Here is a 22,646-nt window from a genome sequence, read left to right on the forward strand (position 1 = left end):
CGGCCAGGTTCATCACAGGCGGGGGCTGACCCATTCGACGACTGCAGCCAGCGCAGTGGCAAGGGCGGGCCCGTCCTCGCCACCACCCTGGGCGAGGTCCGGGCGTCCGCCGCCCTTGCCCCCGATCTGACTGGCGATATGGGACAACAGTTCCCCGGCCTTGACCTTGCCCATTGCACTGCCGTTCACACCCGCGACCAGGGCGGCCTTGCCGTCCTGGGCGCCGGCCAGCACGATCACCGCGTCGCCCAGCTGCTGCTTGAGGCGGTCCATGGCGTCACGCAGGGCCTTGGCGTCGAAGCCCTCCAGGCGGGCAGCCAGTACCTTCACGCCAGCAACCTCGACGGCCTGGCCGGACAGATCGGCCGTGGCACCGGCGGCGACCTTGGCCTTCACGGCCTCCAGTTCGCGCTCCAGCTGCTTCTGGCGCTGGCCGAGGGCACGGATCTTCTCGACCACGTCGGCAGCGCTGCCACCGAGCAGTTCAGCGGCCTCGGCCAGGCGGGCCTCTTCGGCGTCCACGTAATCCAGCGCACCTTGGCCGGTAACAGCCTCGATGCGGCGCACGCCCGCGGAGACGCCGCCCTCGGAGGTGATCTTGAACAGGCCGATGTCGCCGGTACGGTTGACGTGGGTACCACCGCACAGTTCGGTGGAGTAGTCACCCATCTTCAGCACGCGCACGTGCTCGCCGTACTTCTCGCCGAACAGGGCCATCGCGCCGAAATCCAGCGCCTCCTGCATGCCCATGTTGTGTACTTCAGCGGCGTTGTTGGCGCGCACCTGCTGGTTGACCTTGCGCTCGATCACGGCAAGCTCTTCCGCGCTGATCGGCTGGAAGTGCGAGAAGTCGAAACGCAGGCGGTCCGGAGCGACCAGCGAGCCCTTCTGCTGCACGTGGCTGCCCAGCACTTCGCGCAGGGCGGCGTGCAGCAGGTGGGTGGCCGAGTGGTTGAGGATGGTGGCGCCACGGCGCTCGCCATCGACCTGGCCGGAGAGCACGTCGCCGACCTTCAGGCCGCCTTCGGACAGGGTGCCGACATGGCCATGGAACTGGCCGGCGAACTTCTGGGTGTCGTCCACCGCCAGGCGCACGCCGTTGCCGGTCAGCACGCCGGTGTCACCGACCTGGCCGCCGGACTCGGCGTAGAACGGGGTCTGGTTGGTGATGACGATGACTGCGTCACCGGCATCGGCCGACTGCACCGGACGGCCGTCCTTGAGCAGGGCCAGCACGGTCAGGCCGTCAGCCTGCAGGCGATCGTAGCCCAGGAACAGGGTCGGGCTCAGGGTCGCCACCAGCTCGGCGGGCAGGGTCACGCCACCACCGAACTTGCCGGCCGCGCGCGCGGTCTCGCGCTGCTGCTCCATCGCGGCATCGAAGCCGGCAATGTCGACGGTCAGGTCGCGCTCGCGGGCGATGTCCTGGGTCAGGTCGAGCGGGAAACCATAGGTGTCGTACAGGCGGAAGGCGTCAATGCCCGGGATCACGCCATTGCTGGCCTTGCCCGCGACGTCCTCGAAGATCTTCATGCCGGCATCGAGGGTTTCGGCGAAACGCTCTTCTTCGGCCTGCAGCGCACGGGTGACAGTGTCCACCGCAGCCGGCAGTTCCGGATAGGCTTCGCCCATCTGCTCGACCAGGGTCGGCACCAGCTTGCTGAAGAACGGCTGGCGCACGCCCAGCATCCAGCCGTGGCGCAGTGCGCGGCGGATGATACGGCGCAGCACGTAACCGCGGCCTTCGTTGGACGGCAGCACGCCATCGACGATCAGGAACGAACAGGCACGGATGTGGTCGGCGATCACGCGCAGCGACTTGTTTTCCAGGTCGGCGGTGCCGGTCAGCTCGGAGGCCTTGCGGATCAGCGCCTGGAACAGGTCGATCTCATAGTTGGTGTGCACGTGCTGCAGGATCGCCGCCAGGCGCTCCAGGCCCATGCCGGTATCCACGCACGGCGCCGGCAGTGGTACCAGGGTGCCGTCGGGCTGGCGGTCGAACTGCATGAACACCAGGTTCCAGATTTCGATGAAGCGGTCGCCGTCTTCATCCGGGGAACCCGGGGGGCCACCGGCGATATGGTCACCGTGGTCGTAGAAGATCTCGGTGCACGGGCCGCACGGGCCGGTGTCGGCCATCTGCCAGAAGTTGTCCGAGGCGAACGGTGCGCCCTTGTTGTCGCCGATGCGCACGATGCGCTCTTCCGGCACGCCGACCATGTCGCGCCACAGCTCGTAGGCTTCGTCATCGGTCTGGTAGACGGTGACCAGCAGGCGTTCGGCCGGCAGCTTCCAGACCTGGGTCAGCAGTTCCCAGGCCCAGGCGATCGCGTCCTTCTTGAAGTAGTCGCCGAACGACCAGTTGCCCAGCATTTCGAAGAAAGTGTGGTGGCGCGCGGTGTAGCCGACCTGGTCGAGGTCGTTGTGCTTGCCGCCCGCGCGCAGGCAGCGCTGGACGTCGGCCGCGCGCACGTAGCTGCGCTTTTCCGCGCCAAGGAACACGTCCTTGAACTGCACCATGCCGGAGTTGGTGAACAGCAGGGTCGGATCATTGCCCGGCACCAGCGGCGCCGACGGCACGATGGTGTGGCCTTTGCCCTTGAAGAATTCAAGGAAGTCGCTGCGGATCTGGGAAGTCGTGAATTTGGCGGATGCGTTCATTGGGGGCTGGCAGTCTGCGGGCCGGCGGACCCGGACCACCGGCCGCGTTGGCCAGGGTCGCGAGGGACCGCCGAAAACCTAAAGGGTATCAGGCCCGGCGCCGCCAGTCTCAGTCATCCGGGTCGTAGCGGGTTGCGCGGCGGATGCTGTCGCCGTCGAAGCCGCGTCGGGCCAGCAGATCGGCAGCCTTGCGCCGCTGTGTCAGGTCCTGCGGGCCGGCCTCGCCAAAGCGTCGGCGGACCAGATCACGGGCGTTTTCCTGCCAGTCGCCTTCGTAGCTGTCCATCGCTGCGGCAATCGCGGCACTGTCCAGGCCGTGGGTCCCCAGCTCGGCGCGGACATGGATCGGCCCATAACCGGTGTTGGCGCGCATCCTCACCAGGTTCTCGGCAAAACGGGTGTCGTCCTGCCAGCCGGCCTCGGTCAACTTGGCGACAGCGGCCTGCGCGGCTTCGTCTTCGATGCCACGGGCGGTCAGCTTGCGGGTGAGTTCCTTGCGCGAGTGCTCGCGGCGGACCAGCAGGCCCAGTGCCCGTTGCACGGGGGTCTGCTCACGCGGCCGGCGCTTGCGGCCGGTCGGAATGTCTTCGGCGTCGGACATGGGTACTCCAAGGGTGGCGCCATCCGTGGCGCCCAGCCCATCCCTGGGCGATTCGAACCTGCGGGACAGGGCGACGTCACTGACGGCGCCACCCTGCCCCACAGCAAGCCTTATTCGTCTTCGCCTTCGTCGTCGCCTTCCTCGCGGGCCGCTTCGGCCGGCTGGAATTTCTCGCGCAGCTCGGCCTCGAGCTTGGCGGCGACAGTCGGGTTGTCGCGCAGGTAGCCGCGGGCGTTGTCCTTGCCCTGGCCAATGCGTTCTTCACCGTAGCTGTACCAGGCGCCAGCCTTCTCGACCAGCTTGGCATCCACACCCATGTCGATCAGCTCGCCTTCACGGCTGATGCCTTCGCCATACAGGATCTCGGTGATGACCTGCTTGAACGGAGGTGCCAGCTTGTTCTTGACGACCTTGATCTTGGTCTGGTTACCGATGATCTCGTCACCCTTCTTGATCGCGCCGATACGGCGGATGTCCAGGCGGACCGAGGCGTAGAACTTCAGCGCGTTGCCACCCGTGGTGGTTTCCGGGCTCTGGCCCGGCATCATCACGCCGATCTTCATGCGCAGCTGGTTGATGAAGATCACCAGGGTGTTGGAGCGCTTGATGTTGCCGGTCAGCTTGCGCAGCGCCTGGCTCATCAGGCGGGCCTGAAGGCCTGGCAGCTGGTCGCCCATCTCGCCTTCGATTTCGGCCTTCGGGGTCAGCGCGGCAACCGAGTCGATCACCAGGATGTCGACCGAACCCGAACGGACCAGCATGTCGGCGATTTCCAGCGCCTGCTCACCGGTGTCCGGCTGCGACAGCAGCAGGTCGTCCACGTTCACGCCCAGCTTGGCGGCGTAGATCGGGTCCAGCGCGTGCTCGGCGTCGATGAAGGCCGCGGTGCCGCCCATCTTCTGGCATTCGGCGATGGCCTGCAGGGTCAAGGTGGTCTTGCCCGAGGATTCCGGCCCGTAGATCTCGACGACACGGCCCTTCGGCAGACCGCCAATGCCCAGCGCGATGTCGAGCATCAGCGAACCGGTCGGGATGGCTTCGACGGGTTCGACCACGCGGTCGCCCATGCGCATCACCGAGCCCTTGCCGAACTGCTTTTCGATCTGGCCCAGAGCTGCAGCGAGGGCGCGCTTCTTGTTCTCGTCCATCGGATTGGTCCTTGCAGAGGTCGTGTCGTTGGAGGTGCTGTCTTTGGGGGTCTTCTTTGCCATGGGTTCACTTTAAGTCGGACGTATCGCACAGGCTGAGATTCTGCCCGGCGCTCTGAAAAGAATTATCGGACATCCGTACCAACCTCAGTGGAACCAGAGAATCGCCACAAAAGACCGCGGGGTAATGCGCTATGGAACGGGTCAACGGTTGGGCCGCAGCAGGCCGCAATAGAGGCCCTCGATCGCGAAGTCCTGATCCGGCAGCACCTCGATCGGCTTGTAGTCGGGATTGCGCGGCAGCAGGCGGATACGATCCTTGGCGATCTTCAGCAGCTTGACCGTGATCTCGTCATCGATGCGGGCCACCACGATCTGCCCGGAATGGGCGTCGCGGGTGCGGTGCACGCCGATCAGGTCACCGTCGAAGATGCCCTCGTCGATCATCGAATCGCCCTGCACCTTCAGCAGGTAGTCCGGCGCGGGCGAGAAGAACACCCGGTCCAGCACCACGAAATCGTCCGAGCCGATGTCGGCGCCGATCGGCAGGCCGGCCGCAACCCGGCCCAGCACCGGCAGGCGCAGCACACTGTCGGGCAGGCCCGGCTCGGCCAGCTTCTCGACCGGCGGTGCCTGCACCAGGCGGATGCCGCGGGCCTGGCCCGGGATGCGACGGATCGCACCGGCCTGCTCCAGGGCTTCCAGGTGGTACTGGGCCGCGCGCACGCCCTTGAAGCCGAACGCACGTGCGATTTCAGTCTGCGAGGGCGGCGCGCCTTCGCTCTCGATACGCTCGGCGATCAACTGCAGGATCGCCTGCTGGGTGTCGGTCAGGTCCATGGTTAGTAGTATTACTACTAATATCCGGGACTGCAAGTGCCGCAAACGACATGGAGTGGTGCGGGCCTGTTGGGCCGAGGCATGCTCGGCAAGCGTCGCCGGGTATGGCCCGGCACCAGGAGCAAAGGCAGCCGACCAGCGGTCGGCTCTACAGGAATCGCGCAGCGATTCCGCGGTTCCCGTTGGGAACCGCTGCGGTAAACACACTCACGTGTGTTTACCGCTTCTCCATATCGAGAACAGGATCCACACGCCGCAGAAGCCGGCGCCGATGAAGCCGCAGACGCCCAGCGCCAGCAGCCAGCGGCTGGAGACGCCGCCGACGCTGTGCATCACGATCGAGGAACCGATGATCAGCGCAGCAGTGACGATGCCCATCACCAACCGGTTCGCTGCGCGGTTCACCTGTTCGCCGAAGCCCTGCAGCGCCGTGGTTTCCACCTTCAACTGCAGGCGTCCCCGGCGCGCCGCCTGCACCAGCTTGCGCAGGTCGCGGGGAAGCTCACCGGCGAAGTCGACCAGGCCCAGCAGGCTGCGGCGGCCGCGCTTGAGCAGCGCCTTGGGCGCGTAGCGCTGCAGCACCACCCGCTCCAGGAACGGGCGCGCGGCACTGGCCATGTCGAAATCCGGGTCCAGCTGCCGGCCCATGCCTTCCAGGGTCAGGAACGCCTTGATCATCAGCGCCAGGTCAGCCGGCAGGGTCAGGCTGTAGCTGCGCAGCAGCTGGGTGATGTCGCCCAGCATCAGGCCGATGCGCAGGTCCTTCAGCGGCACGCCACGGTATTGATCTACGAACTGGCTGATGTCGTGCTGCAGCCGGTTCTCGTCCACCTCAACACCGCCGGCCCAGTCCAGCAGCACGTCGGCCACGCCCTGCGGATCCTGCTCGACCAGCCCGTGCAGCAGCTGCGCCACCTGGAAACGCCGGACTTCCGACAAGGCGCCGACCATGCCGAAATCAATCACGCCGATGCGGCCATCACGTAGATAGATGATGTTGCCCGGGTGCGGATCGGCGTGGAAGCTGCCGTCCTCCAGCACCATTTTCAGCACGATGCCGGCGCCACGCCGTGCCAGCTCGCGCCGGTCCAGGCCCGCCGCATCGACGCCGGCCAGGTCTCGGCCGGGAATGCCCTCGACGAAGTCCTGCACGTTCAGGCTCTCGCAGGTCCACTGCCAGTGCACCTTCGGAATCAGTATGTCGTCACGGCCGCTGAAGTTGCGCGCGATGCGCTCGGCATTGCGGCATTCCGCCGCGAAATCCAGTTCGCGGCGCAGCGATACGGTGAACTGCTGCACGACTTCGGCCGGGCGGTAACGACGCAGGTCCGGCAGTCGCGCTTCAACGATCTCGGCCAGGCGGGCCAGCAGACGCAGGTCGGCCTCGACCACATCGCGGATGCCGGGGCGCCGCACCTTCAGCACCACCTCGCGACCATCATGCAGGCGCGCGCGATGGGCCTGCGCCAGCGAGGCGGCAGCCATCGGGGTTTCATCGAGGAACGCGAACACGTCTGCAGGCGGTGCGCCAAGGTCGGCCTCGAGCTGCTCACGGATGTCCGCATACGGCAGCGCAGGTACCGCGTTCTGCAGTTCGGACAGCTCAGCGATCCATTCCGGCGGCAGCAGGTCAACGCGCGTCGCCAGCACCTGCCCGAGCTTGACGAAAGTGGGACCGAGATCCTGCATCGCGCTGCGCACGCGCACCGGTGCGGTCATCCGCAGCAGTTCCTGCCGCTCCTCGTTCCAGTGCAGAAGGCGCCCTGCCCGCTCCAATGTGCTGGCCAGGCCGATGCGCCGCACCACGTCGCCGAAGCCATAGCGGATCAGGACGACGGCAATTTCCTGCAGTCGGCCCAGGTCACGGACCGTGCCCAGCGTTTCCCACATCATGCGTGCTCCGGACGATTACCGGAGCAGCATGTCACAGCTGGGCGTCGATACCGCGCAATGCCGCCGCCACGGTTTGCCGGCGGATGGCTTCGCGGTCGCCATCGAACTGGAACAGCTCGGCGCGGGCATAGCCGCCCCGGCGTTTCCAGCCGATCCAGACACTGCCGACCGGCTTGTCCGGGCTGCCGCCGCCGGGACCGGCGATGCCCGTCACCGCGACGGCGATGCCGGCACCCGAATTGACCAGCGCACCGGACACCATTTCCAGCACGGTTTCGCGGCTGACCGCACCGAACTGCTCCAGGGTCTGCGCGCGCACACCCAGCAGGCGCTGCTTGGCCTCGTAGCTGTAGACCACCATGCCGCAGTCGAAGAACGCCGAGGAACCGGCAATGTCGGTCATGCATTTGGCGATCCAGCCACCACTGCAGCTTTCAGCGGTCACCAGCTGCAGCGAAGCCTGCTGCAGGCGCTGCCCGAGCGCGGCGGACTGGGCGTTGAGGTCGGCGTCGGTGGGGATGGACATCGGCATGACGGTGGGGTGAAGAACCTGCACGTTGTACCGCAGATCACAGGCGGATGTCGCGCCCCTCCAGCACGGCTGGCGCCGGCCAGCGGCCGGCATTACCGGGGATTGGCCGCTAGCTCACCACTCCGGCAGCTTCTCCGGCAGCAGCGCCCGGATCGGCGCGCCGTCGGCACTGGCGGCCAGCTTTTCGGCTTCGGCGATCGGCAGGTCGACCTGCAGCAGCCAGCCGTCTTCATCGGCCTGCTCGCTGCGGATCACTTCCAGCTGGTGCAGGCGCGCGCGCAGGCGGCCGGCATCGGGTGGCAGGCGCAGTTCGCCGGTGACGTGCTGCAGGCCCAGGCGCTTGCCCAGCACCGCCTGCAGCAGCTCCAGGCCCTGCCCGTCGCGTGCGGAAATCCACACCCGCTCGCGGCGCGATTCGTCCGGGATGCCATCCTGGCCGTCGTGGCGGACGTCGGCACCGTCGATGCGGTCGATCTTGTTGAACACCAGCAGCTGCGGCAGGTCGCCGGCACCGACCGCGGTCAGCACCTCGTCGACCTGGGCGATGCGCTCCTCGCGATGCGGATCGGCGGCGTCGACCACGTGCAGCAGGAAATCGGCCTCGCGCGCTTCGGACAGGGTCGAACGGAACGCGGCGACCAGGTCATGTGGCAGGTCGCGTACGAAACCGACGGTGTCGGCCAGCACCACGTTGCCCCCCGGCACCGCAATGCGGCGCACGGTTGGGTCCAGCGTCGCGAACAGCTGGTCGGCGGCATAAGCCTCGGCGCCGGTCATGGCGTTGAACAGGGTCGACTTGCCTGCGTTGGTGTAGCCCACCAGGGCCACGCGCGGCAATTCGCTGCGCACGCGTGCACGGCGCATCTGGGTGCGCTGCACTTCCACCTTTTCCAGGCGTTTCTGCAGCTGTTCGACCCGCTTCTGCAGCAGGCGGCGGTCGGTTTCCAGCTGGGTTTCACCCGGGCCCCGCAGGCCGATCGAACCACCGCGCTGGCGCTCGAGGTGGGTCCAGCCGCGCACCAGCCGCGTGGCCAGGTGACGCAGCTGCGCCAGCTCGACCTGCAGCTTGCCCTCGTGGCTGTGCGCACGCTGGGCGAAGATGTCCAGGATCAGGCCGGTACGGTCGATCACCCGGCGCTCGAGGAAGCGTTCCAGATTGCGTTCCTGGCCCGGGCTCAACGCATGGTTGACCAGGATCAGGTCGGCACCGCTGGCGTCGGCCGCAGCCTTGATCTCGTCCAGCTTGCCGCTGCCGATCAGGGTCGACGGATTCGGACGGTCCAGGCGCGCGGTGATCGTCGCGGCGATGCTGGCCCCAGCCGAGCGGGCCAGATCACCGAATTCTTCCAGCACATCGTCTTCCAGCTTGCCGAAATGGGGCTGGATCAAGAGGGCGTGTTCGCCCTTTTTCGAGCGGTCAAACATTCACCGCTCCGGTCTTACTCGTCTGCTTCATCACCTGCCTGACCACCTTCACCCGACTGCACGTAACCACCGCCCGGGCCAACCTTCACGTTGCGTGCCGGAACGACCGTGGAAATGGCGTGCTTGTAGACCATCTGACTGACCGTGTTGCGCAGCAGGACCACGAACTGGTCGAACGACTCGATCGTGCCCTGCAGCTTGATGCCGTTGACCAGGTACACCGAAACCGGCACGCGTTCGCGCCGCAGTGCGTTCAAGAAAGGATCCTGCAGCGATTGCCCCTTGGACATTGCACACTCCTGATTATTGTTCTTATTGGGTTGCCGACGGTTGCCACGGCCCCGAGCCGCCCGCCGACCGATGATGTTACACGGCTGGCGGGGGTTCAGCGTGCGACGAAGGTCGACACCGCGCCGGCCAGGCGCTCCCCATCGACATGGGGGTCGAACCAGCGCGCATCAAGCTCGCCGCGCAGCCAGGTCAGCTGGCGCTTGGCCAGCTGCCGGGTGGCGAAGATTGCCTTGTCACGGAAACGGGCGGCATCGCCCTCCCCGTCCAGGTATTCCCAGGCCTGGCGATAGCCAACCGCGCGCACCGCCGGCAGGTCCAGCGGCGCCGCCACGGCGGCCATTTCCGGCATTGCACGCAGTGCCCGCACCTCGTCCAGGAAGCCCTGCGCCAGCATGGTGTCGAAGCGCGCCTCGATGCGCTGGTGCAGTACCGCGCGGTCACGCGGGGCGAGGATCAGCTTGAGGGTGCGCACCGGCAATGGCGCGACGCCCGGCCGGCGCTGCCATTCACTGATCGGCGTGCCGGTGAGGCGATAGACCTCCAACGCCCGCTGGATGCGTTGCGGGTCGGTGGCATGGATACGTGCGGCTGCGGCTGGATCGACCTTGGTCAGTTCTGCGTGCAGTGCCGCCCAGCCCCGCTCGGCCGCCTCGGTGCTGAGTGCTTCGCGCATCACCGGGTCGGCCTCCGGCATCGGCGACAGGCCCTGCAGCAGGGCCCGGAAGTACAGCCCCGTGCCACCTGCCAGGATCGGCGTTTTGCCGCGTGCCACGATGTCGGCCACGACGCGGCCGGCATCGGCGGCGAACTCGGCCGCCGAATAGGTCTGCCACGGATCGCGCAGGTCCAGCAGATGGTGCGGCGCCTGCGCCCGCTCGGCCGCATCCGGCTTGGCCGAGCCGATATCCAGATGCCGGTAGACCAGCGCCGAATCGACGCTGACGATCTCGCCATCCAGCTGCTTCGCCAGGGCGATCGCGGTGGCGGTCTTGCCACTGGCGGTCGGCCCCATCACGGCGATCGCCAGTGGCCGCCGGTCGATGCCCATCAGTCTTCGTCCGGCCAGCGGATCGTCGGCGTGGCGTCGGCGCGCGGCGTTGGCACGGCCTCGACTGCCTGCCAGATCTTCAGTGCATCAACGGTGGCGGCCACGTCATGCACGCGCACGATGCGTGCGCCGCGCTGCACCGCGATCAGGTGCGCGGCCACCGAGGCGGCCACGCGCTCGGACGGCGTGTCGCGACCGGTCAGTTCGCCCAGGCTGCGCTTGCGCGACAGGCCAGCCAGCATCGGCACGCCCAGCTCCAGGAACCGCTCGGAGCGTGCCAGCAGGGTCATGTTGTGGGCAGTGGTTTTGCCGAAACCGAAACCGAGATCGATCAGCAGGTTCTTCTTCGAAATGCCCGCCATCTCGGCAGCGAACAGGCGCTGGACCAGGAAGCCGTGCACCTCGGCGACCACGTCGTCGTAATGTGGATCGGCCTGCATGTGGCCTGGCTCGCCCTGCATGTGCATCAGCACCACCGGCACGCCGGTTGCAGCGGCGGCGTCCAGCGCCCCTTCCTGACGCAGGCCGTAGATGTCATTGATCATGCCGGCGCCAGCCGCCACGGCCGCGCGCATCACTTCCGGCTTGAAGGTGTCGATGCTGATCGGCACCCGGGTGCGTGCGGCCAGCTGCTCGATCACCGGAATCACCCGGCGCAGTTCCTCCTCCACCGATACCGGCGCAGCGCCCGGCCGGGTCGATTCGCCGCCGATGTCCAGCAGGTCCGCGCCCTCCTCGACCAGCTTGAGGCCATGTGCGACCGCGGCCTCGGTGGTGTCGTGCGCGCCGCCATCGGAGAAGGAGTCCGGGGTGACGTTGACGATGCCCATGACCCGGGCACGGTCGAGGCGCAGGATGCGGCCAGCGCAATCGAGCTGGGGCGAGGTATCGAACATGGGCAATCCTGCAGGGACAACGGCGGGTAGTTTAGTTCGGCAGGGCGGCGCCCTGCACCCGCAGAGGCCAGAGCAACAGCAACAGCGGGTTTCCTGTGGGATGGCGGGGTGGGTCCAGTTGCGGGGGACGCCGTAAATACGTCCATGTAGGCTCGGTCGCCGCATCCATGCGGCTCACGCCCCCGCAACCGGACCCACCCCGCCTTCGACAGATCTCCGCGATCTGCAGTAGATCCACGCCATGCGTGGATGAATCTCCATCGGAATCGAATATTTCGAATTGGAATCGAAGTGCATCCACGCATGGCGTGGATCCACCGTGTCGACCAAGGTCGACACCTACCAACAGCAGCAGGAATCTGTCAGAGGTGGGGCGGTGTCGGAGGGCGGGGTGTCAGCCGCATGGATGCGGCTGCCAAGCTTACAGGGACGTACTTGCAGCGTCCCCGCACTCCGACACCGCCCCGCCATCCTACGGAAAGCCCGCTGTTGCTGTTGCTGTTGAGGTTGCCGGCCAGCGGCCGGCACTACCCCGGGTGCAGGGCGCAGCCCTGCCGACACCCCCTCAACGGCGGCGGCGCTTGCGGTCCACGTACAGGGTCTTGGCGATGCTCAGCACGATGCCGACCCCGATACCCACCACGCAGCCCAGCAGCAGGTTGTCGGCCCCCAGGCCCACACCCACGCCGACCACGGTGGCGATCACCATTTCGGCAGTGTGGGAAATCGGTTCGGGCTTCGGGGCGGACATGCGGGCTCCAGCGTCAGATCGGTTCTTCGGGATGGGCCAGTGGCCCGGAAACGACGAAGCCGGGTTGCCCCGGCCTCGTCTGGTGTCACCTGCAGCGGGCCGTCAGTGAGATTCGGCCGGGCCTGCGATCGGCGGCAGCGGACGGGCGTCGCCGCCCTTGTCGTTGCCGCCATCCTTGTTCGACTTGCTCCAGCCCGCCGGCGGCGGCGGATCGCGGCCTTCCATGATCGCGTCGATCTGCGGCGCGTCGATGGTCTCGTACTGCAGCAGCAGCTGCGACATCGCGTGCAGCTTGTCGATGTTCTCGGTCAGCAGCTGGGTCGTGCGGGCGTAGGCCTTGTCGAGGATGTTGCGCACTTCTTCGTCGATCCGGCGCGCCGTGTCGTTGGACACGCTCTTGTGCTGGGTGACCGAACGGCCCAGGAACACCTCGTCGTCCTCTTCGCCATACGCGATCGGGCCGAGCTGCTCGGACAGGCCCCACTTGGTGACCATGTTGCGGGCCATCTTGGTGGCACGCTCGATGTCGTTGGAGGCGCCGGTGGTGACCTTGTCCTCGCCGAAGATCAGCTCTTCGGCGACGCGGCCGCCGTACAGCGAGCACAGCTGCGACTGGATCGCCACGCGGTTCATCGAGTACTTGTCGCCTTCCGGCAGGTACATGGTCACACCCAGCGCGCGGCCGCGCGGAATGATGGTGACCTTGTAGACCGGGTCGTGCTCGGGCACCAGGCGGCCGACGATGGCGTGGCCGGCCTCGTGGTACGCGGTCAGGGTCTTCTCGTCCTCGCTCATGGCCATCGAGCGGCGCTCGGCACCCATCAGGATCTTGTCGCGGGCACGGTCGAAGTGGTCCATGCGGACTTCCTTCTCGTTGCCACGCGCGGCGAACAGGGCCGCCTCGTTGCAGAGGTTGGCCAGGTCCGCACCGGAGAAGCCGGGGGTACCACGCGCGATCACCATCGGCTCGACGTCGTCAGCCAGCGGCAGCTTGCGCATGTGGACCTTGAGGATGTGCTCGCGGCCCTTCACGTCCGGCAGGCCGACCACGACCTGGCGGTCGAAACGGCCCGGGCGCAGCAGCGCCGGGTCCAGCACGTCCGGACGGTTGGTCGCGGCGATCACGATCACGCCTTCGCCACCCTCGAAACCGTCCATCTCGACCAGCAGCTGGTTCAGGGTCTGCTCGCGCTCGTCGTGACCGCCGCCCAGGCCGGCGCCACGGTGGCGGCCGACGGCGTCGATTTCGTCGATGAAGATGATGCACGGCGCGTGCTTCTTGGCCTGCTCGAACATGTCACGCACGCGGCTGGCGCCGACGCCGACGAACATTTCCACGAAGTCCGAACCGGAGATCGAGAAGAACGGCACCTTGGCTTCGCCGGCGATGGCCTTGGCCAGAAGCGTCTTGCCGGTACCCGGCGGGCCTACCATCAGCACGCCGCGCGGAATCTTGCCGCCCAGCTTGGTGAACTTGGACGGGTCGCGCAGGAAGTCGACCAGTTCGCCCACTTCTTCCTTGGCCTCGTCGCAGCCGGCGACGTCGGCGAAGGTAACCTTGATCTGGTCTTCGCCCTGCAGCTTGGCGCGCGACTTGCCGAAGGACATCGCGCCCTTGGCACCGCCGCCACCGCCCTGCATCTGGCGCATGATGAACAACCAGAAGCCGATGATCAGGATGACCGGCAGGAAATTCATCAGGATCGCGCCGAGGGAAATGCCGCTGGACGGCTCCTCCTGCACGATCTCCACGTTCTTGGTACGCAGCACGTTGATCAGGTCACGATCGAACGGCGCGGTGATGGTGGACGACTGCCCACCGCGGGTGGTGTAGGTCAGCTGGCTGGTGCCGCCGCGCATGTCGCCGCCAAAGGCGACCTTCTGCACGTTGCCGCTGTCCACCTGGTCCAGGAACTGCGAGTAAGACGCCCCCTGCCCGCCGGCCCCGGAGGACTTCGGCGAGAAGCTCTGGAAGACCACCATCAGCACGACGGCGACGACCACCCATAGCAGGAGGTTCTTGGTCAAGTCGTTCATCCTCATTGGCTCCGGTGTTCCTCTCAGTGCTGGCGTTGCGTTGGGGTCGAACTTGCGTACGTTGCGAGCTTACTTCATGTGGGCGCGTTTTCCCTGACCCAAGGCATACACCTCGGGAGAGCGCTTGCGCGACGCTTCCGGCTTGCGGATGGAGACCTTGTCGTACCGGCGACGCATGTCGCGCACGTAGTCGTCAAAGCCTTCACCCTGGAACAGCTTGATCAGGAACGCCCCACCGGTCTTCAGGTGGTTGTCGGCAAAATCCAGGGCCAGCTCCGCCAGGTGCATCATCCGCGGCTGGTCGACCGCGCCTACACCACTCTTATTGGGGGCCATGTCCGACAGCACAAGGTCTACCGGCTGATCCCCGAGCATGGCTTCAAACTGCGATAGAACGGCTTCTTCCCTGAAGTCACCATGAAGGAACTCCACGCCGGCCAGCGGCGGCATGTCCAGGATGTCCAGCGCCAGCACGCGACCGGTGTCGCCGATCTGTCTCCGCACCTGCTGAGACCAGCCGCCCGGGGCGGCACCGAGGTCGACCACCACCATGTGCGGCTTCAGCAACCGGTCACGTTCCAGCAGCTCTTCGAGCTTGTAGGCGGCGCGCGAGCGCATGCCTTCGGCCTGGGCCTTCTTCACGAAGGGGTCGGAGAAGTGTTCCTTGAGCCAGCGCTGGCTGCTTTTGCTGCGGGTAGCCATTGAAAATAGGGGCTGATGGGGTCCTCATGATACCCTGATCGCCCCATTCAACCGTATTTTCCTGCATGTCCATCGCCCTGACCGCCTCCCAGACCCGTTTCCTGCGCGGCCAAGCCCACGACCTGAAGGCCCTGCTGCAGACCGGCGGCAAGGGTGTGACCCCGGCCTTCATCGCTGAGCTGAACGAAGTGCTGGAGCGCCACGAGCTGGTCAAGGTGAAGGTCGCTGCCGAAGACCGCGACGCCCGTGACGTGATGATCGGCGAGATCGTCGAAGCCACCGAAAGCGCGCTGGTGCAGCGCATCGGCCACGTCGCCGTGCTGTACCGCCCGAGCAAGGAACAGCGCCAGATCGTGCTGCCGCGCGGCTGATCGCCCTACTGCCATGCAGCTGAACCACGAACCGCCGGATTACGCCTATAGCCTCCGTGCCGCCGATGGCCGCTCGGCCAAGGTGAATGACCAGGCACTGGGCAGCAGTTTCTTCCTGACCCCGGACCAGCTGGTCACGCAATGGCCGGTGGTGAGCGCCACTGCGCTGCAGCTGGCTGACCTGGAGCCGATCCTGGCGCTGAACCCTGCGCTGATCGTGCTCGGCACGGGTGACCGTCAGGTGTTCCCGCCGGCGGTGGTGATGGCCGCCTGCCTGTCACGCGGCATCGGCCTGGAAGTGATGAACAATCCAGCCGCCGCGCGCACCTTCAACATCCTGGCCGGCGAAGGCCGCAAGGTCGCCGCCGCCTTCATTCTGGAAGGCTGAGGTCGAGTCGCCGGGTGGCTCCCGGCTAGCTGCCCGAAGGTGTGCAGCGGAATGCCGAGAACGCCTTGAGCCGGCCAATCAGGTTGCCGCCCTGCCCCCAGCGGATATCCATGACCTTCCAGTCCCGGTCCTGCCACTGCAGCAGGACCCGGTCGGTCCAGCGATAGTCGCCCACGGCCATGTCGACATGGATCCAGGTGGCGTCACCGCTCGATCCGGGCATTCCCACGGATATCGTTTGCGGTCGATCCGGCGCCAGCAGATACGGGCTCTGGTCCAGCATGTGCGGCTTTTCATCGGGCGCCGCCAGTGCGGTGCAGGCCTGTTCATATGCACGCTGCGAAGCGATGGCTGAGCGGAGGGCCTCACCCAGCAGCGGGGAAATGGCCGTTTCGTTCGACGTCGGTGCCTGGATGGCGTCGTAGAGACGGGTGACCACGTCACGTGGATCGCTGCTGGCGGCGGCCGCCAATGGCGCGACGATGAGCAGCACGAAAAGGGCTGTTGGGCGAGACATGCGGCACCGGATTGGGGGGCCGTTGAAGCATGCCGCTTCCCTGGCTTACCGGGAAGCTTGAAATGCGCCACTCAAGGTCGCAAATGACCGCCCACGGCGGCCAATGGCGTGCAGCGAGTCGAGCATGGCTCGACGCTACAGGTCGGGAACGCCGGGCGTGGCCCGGCGCTCCCCGATCCAACGACGATCAGCGTGCCGGCAGGTATTGCTGCGGGTCCACCGGCTTGCCGTTGTAGCGGATCTCGAAGTGGACCATGTCGCGGTTCGCACCGGTGCGGCCCATCTCGGCGATCTGCTCACCGGCCTTCACGCTCTGCCCTTCATTCACCAGGCGCTTGCGGTTGTGGCCATAGGCCGACAGCCACTGGTCGCTGTGCTTGATGATGATCAGCTCGCCGTAGCCGACCAGGCCGGCGCCGGAGTACACCACCACACCGTTGGCGGTGGCCTTGACCGGCTGGCCGCTGGTGCCGGCGATGTCCACGCCCTGCTTGGTCGCATCGCCGGCAACGTAGCGGCCGACGATCGCGCCATCGGCCGGCCAGCGCCAGGCGATGTTGCTCTTCACCGGACCCACCGGCGCCGGGGCCGGGGCCGATGTGGTGCTGCCGCCGCTGCTGCCACCCGAGCGCGGCGGGGTGACCACCGTGGTCGGCGCGCGGCCGCCGCTGGCACCGGCCGGATACAGTCGGATCACCTGCCCCGGATGGATGGTCGAGGGGTTGTCCAGGCTGTTCCAGGCAATCAGGTCGGCCGGGGTGATGTCATGGATGCGGGCCAGCGCATAGATGGTATCGCCCTTGCGCACCACCACGGTCTGCCCGGGCTTGGGCACCGAGGTCTTCGGCGTGGTCACACCGCCACCGGTGCTGCCACCACCAGGACGAACCACGGTTGCGGTGCCGCAGGCAGCCAGGGTGGAAACCAGCAACGCCAGCGCGCCGATGCGCACTCCCTTGCTCAGACGATCAGGATTCATGCGAACTTCGACCTCCATACAAGCCAGGCGATCAGCACCACCACCAACGCGGTGGCGATCCAGCCCAGCGGTTCAATCCAGCGACGCAGTGCCGCTTCAGCACGCGCACCACCGATACGGATGACCGCGGCCAGCACGAACACGCGCTTGCCGCGACCGATCAGCATGCTCAACAGGTACTGCGGCATCGGCACGCCGACGATACCCGATGCCCACGTGAAGACCTTCATCGGGATGGGCATGAAGCCGCCCAGCACCAGGAAGGTGAACACCGCCCACGGCGACTCGGCCATCTTGGCCTGCACGGTGGTGATGCCCTGCTCGATGGCCGGCAGCATGCCCAGTGCTTCGAACAACGGCTTGATCGCTTCGAAGGCGTAATGGCCCAATGCATAGCCAATCAGCGCGCCGACCATCGAGCCGGCCAGGCTGAGGGTGGCGAACCACCAGCCGCGCTTGGGCTGGGCCACGCACATCGGCGCCAGCATCACTTCCGGCATCACCGGAAAGATGATCGCCTCGAAGAAGCTCAACACCGTCAGGTAGGTCGGCGCGCGTTCGTGCGCCGCCCACTTCATCGCCCGCTCGTACAGCGGCCCGAAAATCTTCATGCAACCCTGCTCCGTGGATTAGTCGAGCATGCCGGACAGCAGCGGCACGAAGGTGACCGGCGCCAGCACGCGTTGTTCGATGCTGCCGTCAGCCCTGCGGTCCAGCTGCACCAGCGACTGCCCACCCGGCCCGCCGACCGGCGCCACCAGGCGGCCGCCCTCGGCCAGCTGCCCGACCAGTTCATCGACCAGTGCAGGCGCCGCGGCGGTGACGACGATGGCATCGAACGGGCCGTGCTCGGCCCAGCCGGCGCGGCCATCATCATGCTTGGTGCGGATGTTCATGCCCAGCGCACGGAAGCGCTTGCGCGCCTGTCGCAGCAGGTCGCCGATGCGTTCGACGGTGTAGATCTCCAGGCCAAGCGCGCCGAGCACGGCGGCCTGGTAGCCGGAGCCGGTACCGACTTCCAGCACTTTCTTTGGCGAGACCTGCAGCACGGCTTCGGTCATGCGCGCCACCACCCACGGCTGGGAGATGGTCTGGCCGTGGCCGATCGGCAGGGCGGTGTCTTCGTAAGCGCGTGACGCCAGCGCTTCGTCAATGAACAGATGACGTGGCACCACCCGGATCGCATTCAAGGTCGACTCGTCGACGATGCCAGCCTCGCGCAGGCGATCGACCAGGCGGTCGCGCACACGCTGCGAGGTCATGCCGATGCCGACGGCTTCCGGTTGCAGGCGCAGGCGTGGGCTCATGCCGGCTGGTCCAGCGCGGCGCTGAGGCCGCCGACCCAGCTGGCCACTTTCTCCAGTGCCTGGTAGCGGGTCAGGTCGACCTGGATCGGGGTGATCGAGATATGCCCGGTGCGCACCGCGTGGAAGTCGGTGCCGGGGCCGGAGTCCTGCTCACGACCGGCCGGGCCGATCCAGTAGACCTCGTTGCCGCGCGGGTCCTTCTGCGCGATGCAGCCTTCTGCACGATGGCGGTTGCCCAGGCGGGTGACCTCGAAGCCCTTGACCTCGCTCCACGGCAGGTCCGGCACGTTGACGTTGAGGATGGTGTCAGCCGGCAACGGATCGGCCTTGAGCCGGGCGACGATCTCCACCGCAGCGCGCGCGGCGGTCTCGAAGTGTTTCGGATCGTGGTTGCGGGTGACCAGCGAGACCGCCACCGCCGGCAGGCCGAGGAAGCGACCTTCCATCGCCGCCGAGACGGTGCCGGAATAGATCACGTCATCGCCGAGGTTGGCGGCGTTGTTGATGCCGGACACGACAATGTCGGGTTCGAACTCGAGCAGCCCGGTCAGCGCCAGGTGCACGCAGTCGGTCGGGGTACCGGCCACCGAGACGGTGTAATGGTCGATGCGCTTGAGGCGGATCGGCAGGTCCAGGGTCAGCGAATTGCTGGCGCCGGAGCGATCGCGGTCGGGCGCGACCACCGTGACTTCGTGACCGGCCTCACGCAGCACCGAAGCAAGCATCCGGATGCCTGCGGCGTCGACGCCATCGTCGTTACTGACCAGGATTCGCATCTTCGATTTAACCGCTTGATTTTCCAAGAATTCGATTCCATCACCGTGCAGTGTGGGCGGGACCGTCGTACTCCCCTGCGGAAGCCGTCGACCCTGCAAGGGCATCGTCTATTGTGCCGCATGCGAGCCGCCGGTCCTACCCTGCCGGCGGTCACGGCCGACATCGAACCGTCATAGGCAGACCTGCGCCAGCGGTTTACCCTGTGCGCATGTCGCACCCTGAAGACGAAGATCCGGCCGCGTTGTTCCGCGCGGCCATCGGCGAAGTGACGCCGCTGCGCAAGGATGCCGAGCCGGCACCGGCTGCGCCCCGGCCGAAGCCGCGCGCGCGCATGGCCGAACGTGACGAGGCCGAAGCCGCCGGCGAGTTCGCCCGGCTGCTGCGCGACAGCACGCCACTGGAAGCCGGCGACGTGGCCAGCTATCGCCGCGACAACCTGCCACCTCGCCTGTTCCAGCGCCTCAAGCGTGGCCAGTATTCGGTGCAGGACGAACTGGACCTGCATGGCGCCACCGCCGCGCAGGCGGAGACGCTGCTGCGCCAGTTCCTGCTGGAAGCCCATGCACACGAGTATGGCTGCGTGCGCATCATCCACGGCAAGGGATTGCAGTCCGACGGCGGTGCACCGGTACTGAAGAACCTGGTCGACCGCCTGCTGCGGCTGCGCAACGACGTACTGGCATTCCATTCGGCGCCGACCGGGCAAGGCGGCACCGGCGCGGTGCTGGTGCTGCTGGCGCGGCGCTGAAAAAAAGGGGACGCCATGAGTCCAGGTAGAGTCGACTGTCAGTCGACTGCTCTTCCAGCGGCAAGCGAATACCCCGCGCTGCGCGCGCAAGTCGACTGACAGTCAACTCTACCGCGCGCCCTGCTCAGGCCTGCGAGGCGTCTTCGACCGGGCCGAGCTCGTGCAGTACGGCGGTGGCGTAGCAGCCCGGCGGCAGCGCGAACGATAACTCCAGCACGTCATCGCCCAGCCACTGGTGCTGCAACAATGCGGGGCGCAGGCGCAGCGCGCGGCGCTCCTGCTTCAGGCGCGCGTCTTCCAGCCCGGCCCGCAGTGCCTTCGATTCCTCGTCGTCGAGTGCGGCCAGCTCCAGCTCGCGTGCCACTTCGGTGCTGCGCAGCTCCCCTCCGCCCCACAGCGGTGCGCTGGGATGGATGTCGAACCGCGCGAGGCGCTCGGCCAGCACGTCGGTGTACGGCTCCGGGCCGAACACGCTGCGGCTGCCGTCCAGCATCCACACCTCGCCGTCCAGCGGCTGATCCCAGTTGCCCTGCTCCACGCGCGCAGCCAGCACGCGGTTGAACAGCGCCGATCGGGCGGCAGACAGCAGCAGTGAACGCTGGTCCTTGCGCATGCGGCGGCCACCGAACATCGCCAGTGCCGCCGGCACGTTGCCGCCGTCGCGGCCAAAGCGCTGCTCGCCAAACCAGTTCGGCAGGCCGCGCCCGGCAATCTGCTGCAGGCGTTCGCTGATCGCCGCGGCATCGCCCTGCACCTCGCGCAGCACCAGCTTGAAGCGGTTGCCGGCCAGTGCGCCACGCTGCAGCTTGCGGTTGTGCCAGGTCGCTTCGAGCACTTCGATCTCGTCACTGGCCAGCTCGGCCAGGTCCGGCGCAATGCGCTTGGGCAGGTGCACGCTGAAACGCTGGGTGGTGACCGCGTGGCGGTCTTTCATGCCAGCGTAACTCACCGCCATTTCCGGCAGGCCCGCCCACTTGGCCAGCACCTTGGCCACATGCACGGTGTTGGCACCGCGCTTTCGGATGTGCAGCAACAGGTGCTCGCCTTCGCCGGTGGCCTCGAAGGCCGGCAGCTCGTCAACCTGGAAATCGTCTGGCGTGGTGCGGATGCGCGCCGTCAACAACGGCGCACCAAATGCCAACGGCAGCGGAATCATGCCGCCACCAGCAACACGACCGCCTGTGCGGCAATGCCTTCACCACGGCCGGTGAAGCCCAGTTTTTCCGAGGTGGTGGCCTTGACGCTGACTGCATCCAGCGGCAACTGCAGCAGGCCGCCGATGCGCTCACGCATCGCCAGCGCATGCGGGCCAACCTTCGGCCGCTCGCAGATCACGGTGATGTCGGTGTTGCCGACGCGCCAGCCGCGCTCGCGCAGCAGGCTGTCGCAATGACGCACGAAGTCGCTGCTGTCGGCGCCCTTCCAGCGGTCGTCACTGGGTGGGAAATGCTGGCCGATGTCGCCCAGCGCCAGCGCACCGAGCATCGCATCGCACAAGGCGTGCAGGATCACGTCGCCATCGCTGTGCGCAAGCACGCCACAGCTGTGTGGAACGTTCACGCCGCCAAGCATGATGTGATCGCCTTCGCCGAAGGCATGGACGTCGTAGCCCTGGCCGATGCGGACGGGCGGGAACGGTGCGGTGCTCATGGATGCAACCCTTGCAGCAGGGCCACGCGGACGGTCAGCCGGCGCGGCGGGAAAGTACGAATTCGAACCGGTCCAGATCGGCCGGGGTGGTGACCTTGAAGTTGTCCTCGCTGCCTTCCACCAGCAGCGGGCGCTGGCCCTGGCGCTCCATGGCCATCGCCTCGTCGGTGACTTCAACACCGGCGGCAGCGGCGTCGGACAGCGCGCGGCTGAGCTGGTGGCGGCGGAACAGCTGCGGGGTCAGTGCACGCCACAGGCGCTCACGCGGCTCGGTGCCATCAATGCCACCGTCGTCGCCTGCACGCTTGAGGGTGTCACGTACCGGTGCGGCCAGGATCGCCCCCACCGGGTCGGTACGACCGACTTCAAGCAGGCGGCCGAGATCGGCCGGCGACAGGTTCGGCCGCGCGGCATCGTGGACCAGTACGAACTCATCAGCGCGCACCGTCTCCGGCAGCGCCTGCAGGCCAGCCAGCACCGAAGCGGCACGGGTCGCGCCACCGATGCAGGTCAGCACCGGCTTGCCCGCCCACTCGTTCCAGCCGGGCCAGTCGGCGTCGTCCTGGCCGATCACCACCATCGCCCCGGCCACGGCCGGGTGCGCCAGCAGGGCGTCCAGGGTATGGGCAAGCAGGATCTGTCCCCCTGCCTGCAGGTATTGCTTGGGCAACGGCGCGCCGAAGCGGGTGCCACGGCCCGCAGCCGGAACCACCACCCAGATGGCCGCACTCATGGCACGTCCGCCGGGTGGTCGCCAACCTGCGCACTGACACCTGCCGCAGGCTGCGCCGGGTGGACCGGCGCATCCTCGACCACACGATAGAACTTCTCGCCGGGCTTGATCATGCCCAGCTCGCTGCGTGCGCGCTCCTCGATGGCGGACTGGCCTTCCTTGAGGTCCTTCACTTCGGCAGCGAGCGCGTCGTTGCGCTGCTGCAGACCCTCATTGTCCCGCTCCTGGTTGGCGACCTGGGCTTCGAGCATCATCACTTCGCCCGAATTGCCCGGACCGAACCAGAAGCGGTACTGCAGCCAGCCCAGCAGCAGGGCCAGCACCAGCAGCATCCAGCGCCAGTCGCGCATC

25 protein-coding genes are annotated in these 22,646 nt (G+C 67.0%); 3 read left to right on the plus strand and 22 right to left on the minus strand.

Features of this window, described 5'->3' with window-relative positions:
• Window positions 1-12 precede the first annotated feature (12 nt).
• From alaS to rlmE, 13 genes are all read right to left on the minus strand, one after another.
• Window positions 13-2,661 (minus strand): alanine--tRNA ligase, encoded by a 2,649-nt coding sequence (alaS, locus tag JLDANKMP_RS00370; RefSeq protein ID WP_212560322.1) that lies wholly within the window; start codon window positions 2,659-2,661, stop codon window positions 13-15.
• A 109-nt stretch (window positions 2,662-2,770) separates the two neighbouring features.
• Window positions 2,771-3,262: a recombination regulator RecX gene (recX, locus tag JLDANKMP_RS00375; RefSeq protein WP_005409024.1), complete on the minus strand. Its 492-nt coding sequence runs from the start codon at window positions 3,260-3,262 to the stop codon at window positions 2,771-2,773.
• Window positions 3,263-3,372: 110 nt separating this feature from the next.
• Window positions 3,373-4,410: a recombinase RecA gene (recA, locus tag JLDANKMP_RS00380; protein WP_005412937.1), complete on the minus strand. Its 1,038-nt coding sequence runs from the start codon at window positions 4,408-4,410 to the stop codon at window positions 3,373-3,375.
• A gap of 204 nt (window positions 4,411-4,614) precedes the next feature.
• On the minus strand, window positions 4,615-5,250 hold the full coding sequence (lexA, locus tag JLDANKMP_RS00385) for a transcriptional repressor LexA (protein WP_005412936.1): 636 nt from the start codon (window positions 5,248-5,250) through the stop codon (window positions 4,615-4,617).
• A 207-nt stretch (window positions 5,251-5,457) separates the two neighbouring features.
• Window positions 5,458-7,140, minus strand: a complete 1,683-nt coding sequence (ubiB, locus tag JLDANKMP_RS00390) for a 2-polyprenylphenol 6-hydroxylase (protein ID WP_212560651.1) — start codon at window positions 7,138-7,140, stop codon at window positions 5,458-5,460.
• Window positions 7,141-7,174: 34 nt separating this feature from the next.
• Window positions 7,175-7,669, minus strand: a complete 495-nt coding sequence (locus JLDANKMP_RS00395; protein WP_005409020.1) for a nicotinamide-nucleotide amidohydrolase family protein — start codon at window positions 7,667-7,669, stop codon at window positions 7,175-7,177.
• Between the two features lie 120 nt (window positions 7,670-7,789).
• Window positions 7,790-9,100 carry a ribosome rescue GTPase HflX gene (gene hflX / locus JLDANKMP_RS00400; protein ID WP_005412934.1) on the minus strand — a complete coding sequence of 437 codons (1,311 nt, stop codon included), beginning with the start codon at window positions 9,098-9,100 and terminating at the stop codon, window positions 7,790-7,792.
• A 14-nt stretch (window positions 9,101-9,114) separates the two neighbouring features.
• Complete coding sequence (hfq, locus tag JLDANKMP_RS00405) at window positions 9,115-9,390, minus strand: RNA chaperone Hfq (RefSeq protein WP_004152891.1); 276 nt, start codon at window positions 9,388-9,390, stop codon at window positions 9,115-9,117.
• Between the two features lie 95 nt (window positions 9,391-9,485).
• Window positions 9,486-10,439, minus strand: coding sequence for a tRNA (adenosine(37)-N6)-dimethylallyltransferase MiaA (gene miaA, locus JLDANKMP_RS00410; protein WP_212560323.1), 954 nt, complete (start codon window positions 10,437-10,439; stop codon window positions 9,486-9,488).
• Window positions 10,439-11,335 carry a dihydropteroate synthase gene (folP, locus tag JLDANKMP_RS00415; protein ID WP_005409017.1) on the minus strand — a complete coding sequence of 299 codons (897 nt, stop codon included), beginning with the start codon at window positions 11,333-11,335 and terminating at the stop codon, window positions 10,439-10,441. Before folP ends, miaA begins: the two co-directional genes overlap by 1 nt.
• 565 nt (window positions 11,336-11,900) lie before the next feature.
• On the minus strand, window positions 11,901-12,086 hold the full coding sequence (locus JLDANKMP_RS00420; protein ID WP_005409016.1) for a hypothetical protein: 186 nt from the start codon (window positions 12,084-12,086) through the stop codon (window positions 11,901-11,903).
• Window positions 12,087-12,188: 102 nt separating this feature from the next.
• Entirely contained in the window at window positions 12,189-14,123 is a 1,935-nt protein-coding gene (gene ftsH, locus JLDANKMP_RS00425; protein ID WP_212560324.1) for an ATP-dependent zinc metalloprotease FtsH, read from the minus strand.
• Between the two features lie 69 nt (window positions 14,124-14,192).
• Window positions 14,193-14,825 (minus strand): 23S rRNA (uridine(2552)-2'-O)-methyltransferase RlmE, encoded by a 633-nt coding sequence (gene rlmE / locus JLDANKMP_RS00430; protein WP_005409014.1) that lies wholly within the window; start codon window positions 14,823-14,825, stop codon window positions 14,193-14,195.
• Between the two features lie 65 nt (window positions 14,826-14,890).
• Between rlmE and yhbY the strand changes: the two genes are divergently transcribed.
• Window positions 14,891-15,196 (plus strand): ribosome assembly RNA-binding protein YhbY, encoded by a 306-nt coding sequence (yhbY, locus tag JLDANKMP_RS00435; protein ID WP_004152868.1) that lies wholly within the window; start codon window positions 14,891-14,893, stop codon window positions 15,194-15,196.
• Window positions 15,197-15,209: 13 nt separating this feature from the next.
• Window positions 15,210-15,584: an Mth938-like domain-containing protein gene (locus JLDANKMP_RS00440; RefSeq protein ID WP_005412930.1), complete on the plus strand. Its 375-nt coding sequence runs from the start codon at window positions 15,210-15,212 to the stop codon at window positions 15,582-15,584.
• A 25-nt stretch (window positions 15,585-15,609) separates the two neighbouring features.
• Here JLDANKMP_RS00440 and JLDANKMP_RS00445 read toward each other — a convergent pair whose 3' ends face one another.
• The 5 genes from JLDANKMP_RS00445 to surE all read right to left on the minus strand — a co-directional run bounded on the left by JLDANKMP_RS00445 (window position 15,610) and on the right by surE (window position 19,163).
• Window positions 15,610-16,101 carry a hypothetical protein gene (locus JLDANKMP_RS00445; RefSeq protein WP_212560325.1) on the minus strand — a complete coding sequence of 164 codons (492 nt, stop codon included), beginning with the start codon at window positions 16,099-16,101 and terminating at the stop codon, window positions 15,610-15,612.
• Window positions 16,102-16,288: 187 nt separating this feature from the next.
• Window positions 16,289-17,080 (minus strand): peptidoglycan DD-metalloendopeptidase family protein, encoded by a 792-nt coding sequence (locus JLDANKMP_RS00450; RefSeq protein WP_005409011.1) that lies wholly within the window; start codon window positions 17,078-17,080, stop codon window positions 16,289-16,291.
• Window positions 17,077-17,691 carry a YqaA family protein gene (locus JLDANKMP_RS00455; protein ID WP_005409010.1) on the minus strand — a complete coding sequence of 205 codons (615 nt, stop codon included), beginning with the start codon at window positions 17,689-17,691 and terminating at the stop codon, window positions 17,077-17,079. Before JLDANKMP_RS00455 ends, JLDANKMP_RS00450 begins: the two co-directional genes overlap by 4 nt.
• 18 nt (window positions 17,692-17,709) lie before the next feature.
• Window positions 17,710-18,387 (minus strand): protein-L-isoaspartate(D-aspartate) O-methyltransferase, encoded by a 678-nt coding sequence (locus JLDANKMP_RS00460; RefSeq protein ID WP_005409009.1) that lies wholly within the window; start codon window positions 18,385-18,387, stop codon window positions 17,710-17,712.
• Window positions 18,384-19,163, minus strand: a complete 780-nt coding sequence (surE, locus tag JLDANKMP_RS00465; protein ID WP_010485979.1) for a 5'/3'-nucleotidase SurE — start codon at window positions 19,161-19,163, stop codon at window positions 18,384-18,386. The genes JLDANKMP_RS00460 and surE overlap by 4 nt, the downstream gene beginning before the upstream one ends.
• 209 nt (window positions 19,164-19,372) lie before the next feature.
• Here surE and JLDANKMP_RS00470 point away from each other — a divergent pair, with 209 nt between their 5' ends.
• On the plus strand, window positions 19,373-19,912 hold the full coding sequence (locus JLDANKMP_RS00470; protein ID WP_005409007.1) for a Smr/MutS family protein: 540 nt from the start codon (window positions 19,373-19,375) through the stop codon (window positions 19,910-19,912).
• 124 nt (window positions 19,913-20,036) lie between these two features.
• Here JLDANKMP_RS00470 and truD read toward each other — a convergent pair whose 3' ends face one another.
• From truD to ftsB, 4 genes are read right to left on the minus strand one after another with little or no spacing between them, the layout of a single operon-like run.
• Window positions 20,037-21,068, minus strand: a complete 1,032-nt coding sequence (gene truD, locus JLDANKMP_RS00475; protein ID WP_212560326.1) for a tRNA pseudouridine(13) synthase TruD — start codon at window positions 21,066-21,068, stop codon at window positions 20,037-20,039.
• A complete protein-coding gene (ispF, locus tag JLDANKMP_RS00480; protein WP_005409005.1) occupies window positions 21,065-21,562 on the minus strand; it encodes a 2-C-methyl-D-erythritol 2,4-cyclodiphosphate synthase in 498 nt (165 codons plus the stop codon). The genes truD and ispF overlap by 4 nt, the downstream gene beginning before the upstream one ends.
• A 34-nt stretch (window positions 21,563-21,596) precedes the next feature.
• A complete protein-coding gene (gene ispD / locus JLDANKMP_RS00485; protein WP_005409004.1) occupies window positions 21,597-22,295 on the minus strand; it encodes a 2-C-methyl-D-erythritol 4-phosphate cytidylyltransferase in 699 nt (232 codons plus the stop codon).
• Window positions 22,292-22,645 carry a cell division protein FtsB gene (gene ftsB / locus JLDANKMP_RS00490; protein WP_005412924.1) on the minus strand — a complete coding sequence of 118 codons (354 nt, stop codon included), beginning with the start codon at window positions 22,643-22,645 and terminating at the stop codon, window positions 22,292-22,294. Before ftsB ends, ispD begins: the two co-directional genes overlap by 4 nt.
• Window position 22,646: the final 1 nt, after the last annotated feature.

The organism is Stenotrophomonas sp. PE591 (assembly GCF_018320795.1).
In the GTDB taxonomy this organism is placed as follows: domain Bacteria; phylum Pseudomonadota; class Gammaproteobacteria; order Xanthomonadales; family Xanthomonadaceae; genus Stenotrophomonas; species Stenotrophomonas maltophilia.

Bases quoted from the DNA above. Each gene is read 5' to 3' on its own strand.
- ispD (WP_005409004.1), bottom strand. From the start codon at position 22,295: ATGAGTGCGGCCATCTGGGTGGTGGTTCCGGCTGCGGGCCGTGGCACC.
- surE (WP_010485979.1), bottom strand. From the start codon at position 19,163: ATGCGAATCCTGGTCAGTAACGACGATGGCGTCGACGCCGCAGGCATC.
- yhbY (WP_004152868.1), top strand. From the start codon at position 14,891: ATGTCCATCGCCCTGACCGCCTCCCAGACCCGTTTCCTGCGCGGCCAA.
- JLDANKMP_RS00470 (WP_005409007.1), top strand. From the start codon at position 19,373: ATGTCGCACCCTGAAGACGAAGATCCGGCCGCGTTGTTCCGCGCGGCC.
- ftsH (WP_212560324.1), bottom strand. From the start codon at position 14,123: ATGAACGACTTGACCAAGAACCTCCTGCTATGGGTGGTCGTCGCCGTC.
- JLDANKMP_RS00395 (WP_005409020.1), bottom strand. From the start codon at position 7,669: ATGTCCATCCCCACCGACGCCGACCTCAACGCCCAGTCCGCCGCGCTC.
- ispF (WP_005409005.1), bottom strand. From the start codon at position 21,562: ATGAGCACCGCACCGTTCCCGCCCGTCCGCATCGGCCAGGGCTACGAC.
- recX (WP_005409024.1), bottom strand. From the start codon at position 3,262: ATGTCCGACGCCGAAGACATTCCGACCGGCCGCAAGCGCCGGCCGCGT.
- folP (WP_005409017.1), bottom strand. From the start codon at position 11,335: ATGTTCGATACCTCGCCCCAGCTCGATTGCGCTGGCCGCATCCTGCGC.
- lexA (WP_005412936.1), bottom strand. From the start codon at position 5,250: ATGGACCTGACCGACACCCAGCAGGCGATCCTGCAGTTGATCGCCGAG.
- JLDANKMP_RS00455 (WP_005409010.1), bottom strand. From the start codon at position 17,691: ATGAAGATTTTCGGGCCGCTGTACGAGCGGGCGATGAAGTGGGCGGCG.
- JLDANKMP_RS00450 (WP_005409011.1), bottom strand. From the start codon at position 17,080: ATGAATCCTGATCGTCTGAGCAAGGGAGTGCGCATCGGCGCGCTGGCG.
- alaS (WP_212560322.1), bottom strand. From the start codon at position 2,661: ATGAACGCATCCGCCAAATTCACGACTTCCCAGATCCGCAGCGACTTC.
- recA (WP_005412937.1), bottom strand. From the start codon at position 4,410: ATGGACGAGAACAAGAAGCGCGCCCTCGCTGCAGCTCTGGGCCAGATC.
- truD (WP_212560326.1), bottom strand. From the start codon at position 21,068: ATGATTCCGCTGCCGTTGGCATTTGGTGCGCCGTTGTTGACGGCGCGC.
- JLDANKMP_RS00445 (WP_212560325.1), bottom strand. From the start codon at position 16,101: ATGTCTCGCCCAACAGCCCTTTTCGTGCTGCTCATCGTCGCGCCATTG.
- JLDANKMP_RS00440 (WP_005412930.1), top strand. From the start codon at position 15,210: ATGCAGCTGAACCACGAACCGCCGGATTACGCCTATAGCCTCCGTGCC.
- JLDANKMP_RS00460 (WP_005409009.1), bottom strand. From the start codon at position 18,387: ATGAGCCCACGCCTGCGCCTGCAACCGGAAGCCGTCGGCATCGGCATG.
- ftsB (WP_005412924.1), bottom strand. From the start codon at position 22,645: ATGCGCGACTGGCGCTGGATGCTGCTGGTGCTGGCCCTGCTGCTGGGC.
- hflX (WP_005412934.1), bottom strand. From the start codon at position 9,100: ATGTTTGACCGCTCGAAAAAGGGCGAACACGCCCTCTTGATCCAGCCC.
- hfq (WP_004152891.1), bottom strand. From the start codon at position 9,390: ATGTCCAAGGGGCAATCGCTGCAGGATCCTTTCTTGAACGCACTGCGG.
- miaA (WP_212560323.1), bottom strand. From the start codon at position 10,439: ATGGGCATCGACCGGCGGCCACTGGCGATCGCCGTGATGGGGCCGACC.
- JLDANKMP_RS00420 (WP_005409016.1), bottom strand. From the start codon at position 12,086: ATGTCCGCCCCGAAGCCCGAACCGATTTCCCACACTGCCGAAATGGTG.
- ubiB (WP_212560651.1), bottom strand. From the start codon at position 7,140: ATGTGGGAAACGCTGGGCACGGTCCGTGACCTGGGCCGACTGCAGGAA.
- rlmE (WP_005409014.1), bottom strand. From the start codon at position 14,825: ATGGCTACCCGCAGCAAAAGCAGCCAGCGCTGGCTCAAGGAACACTTC.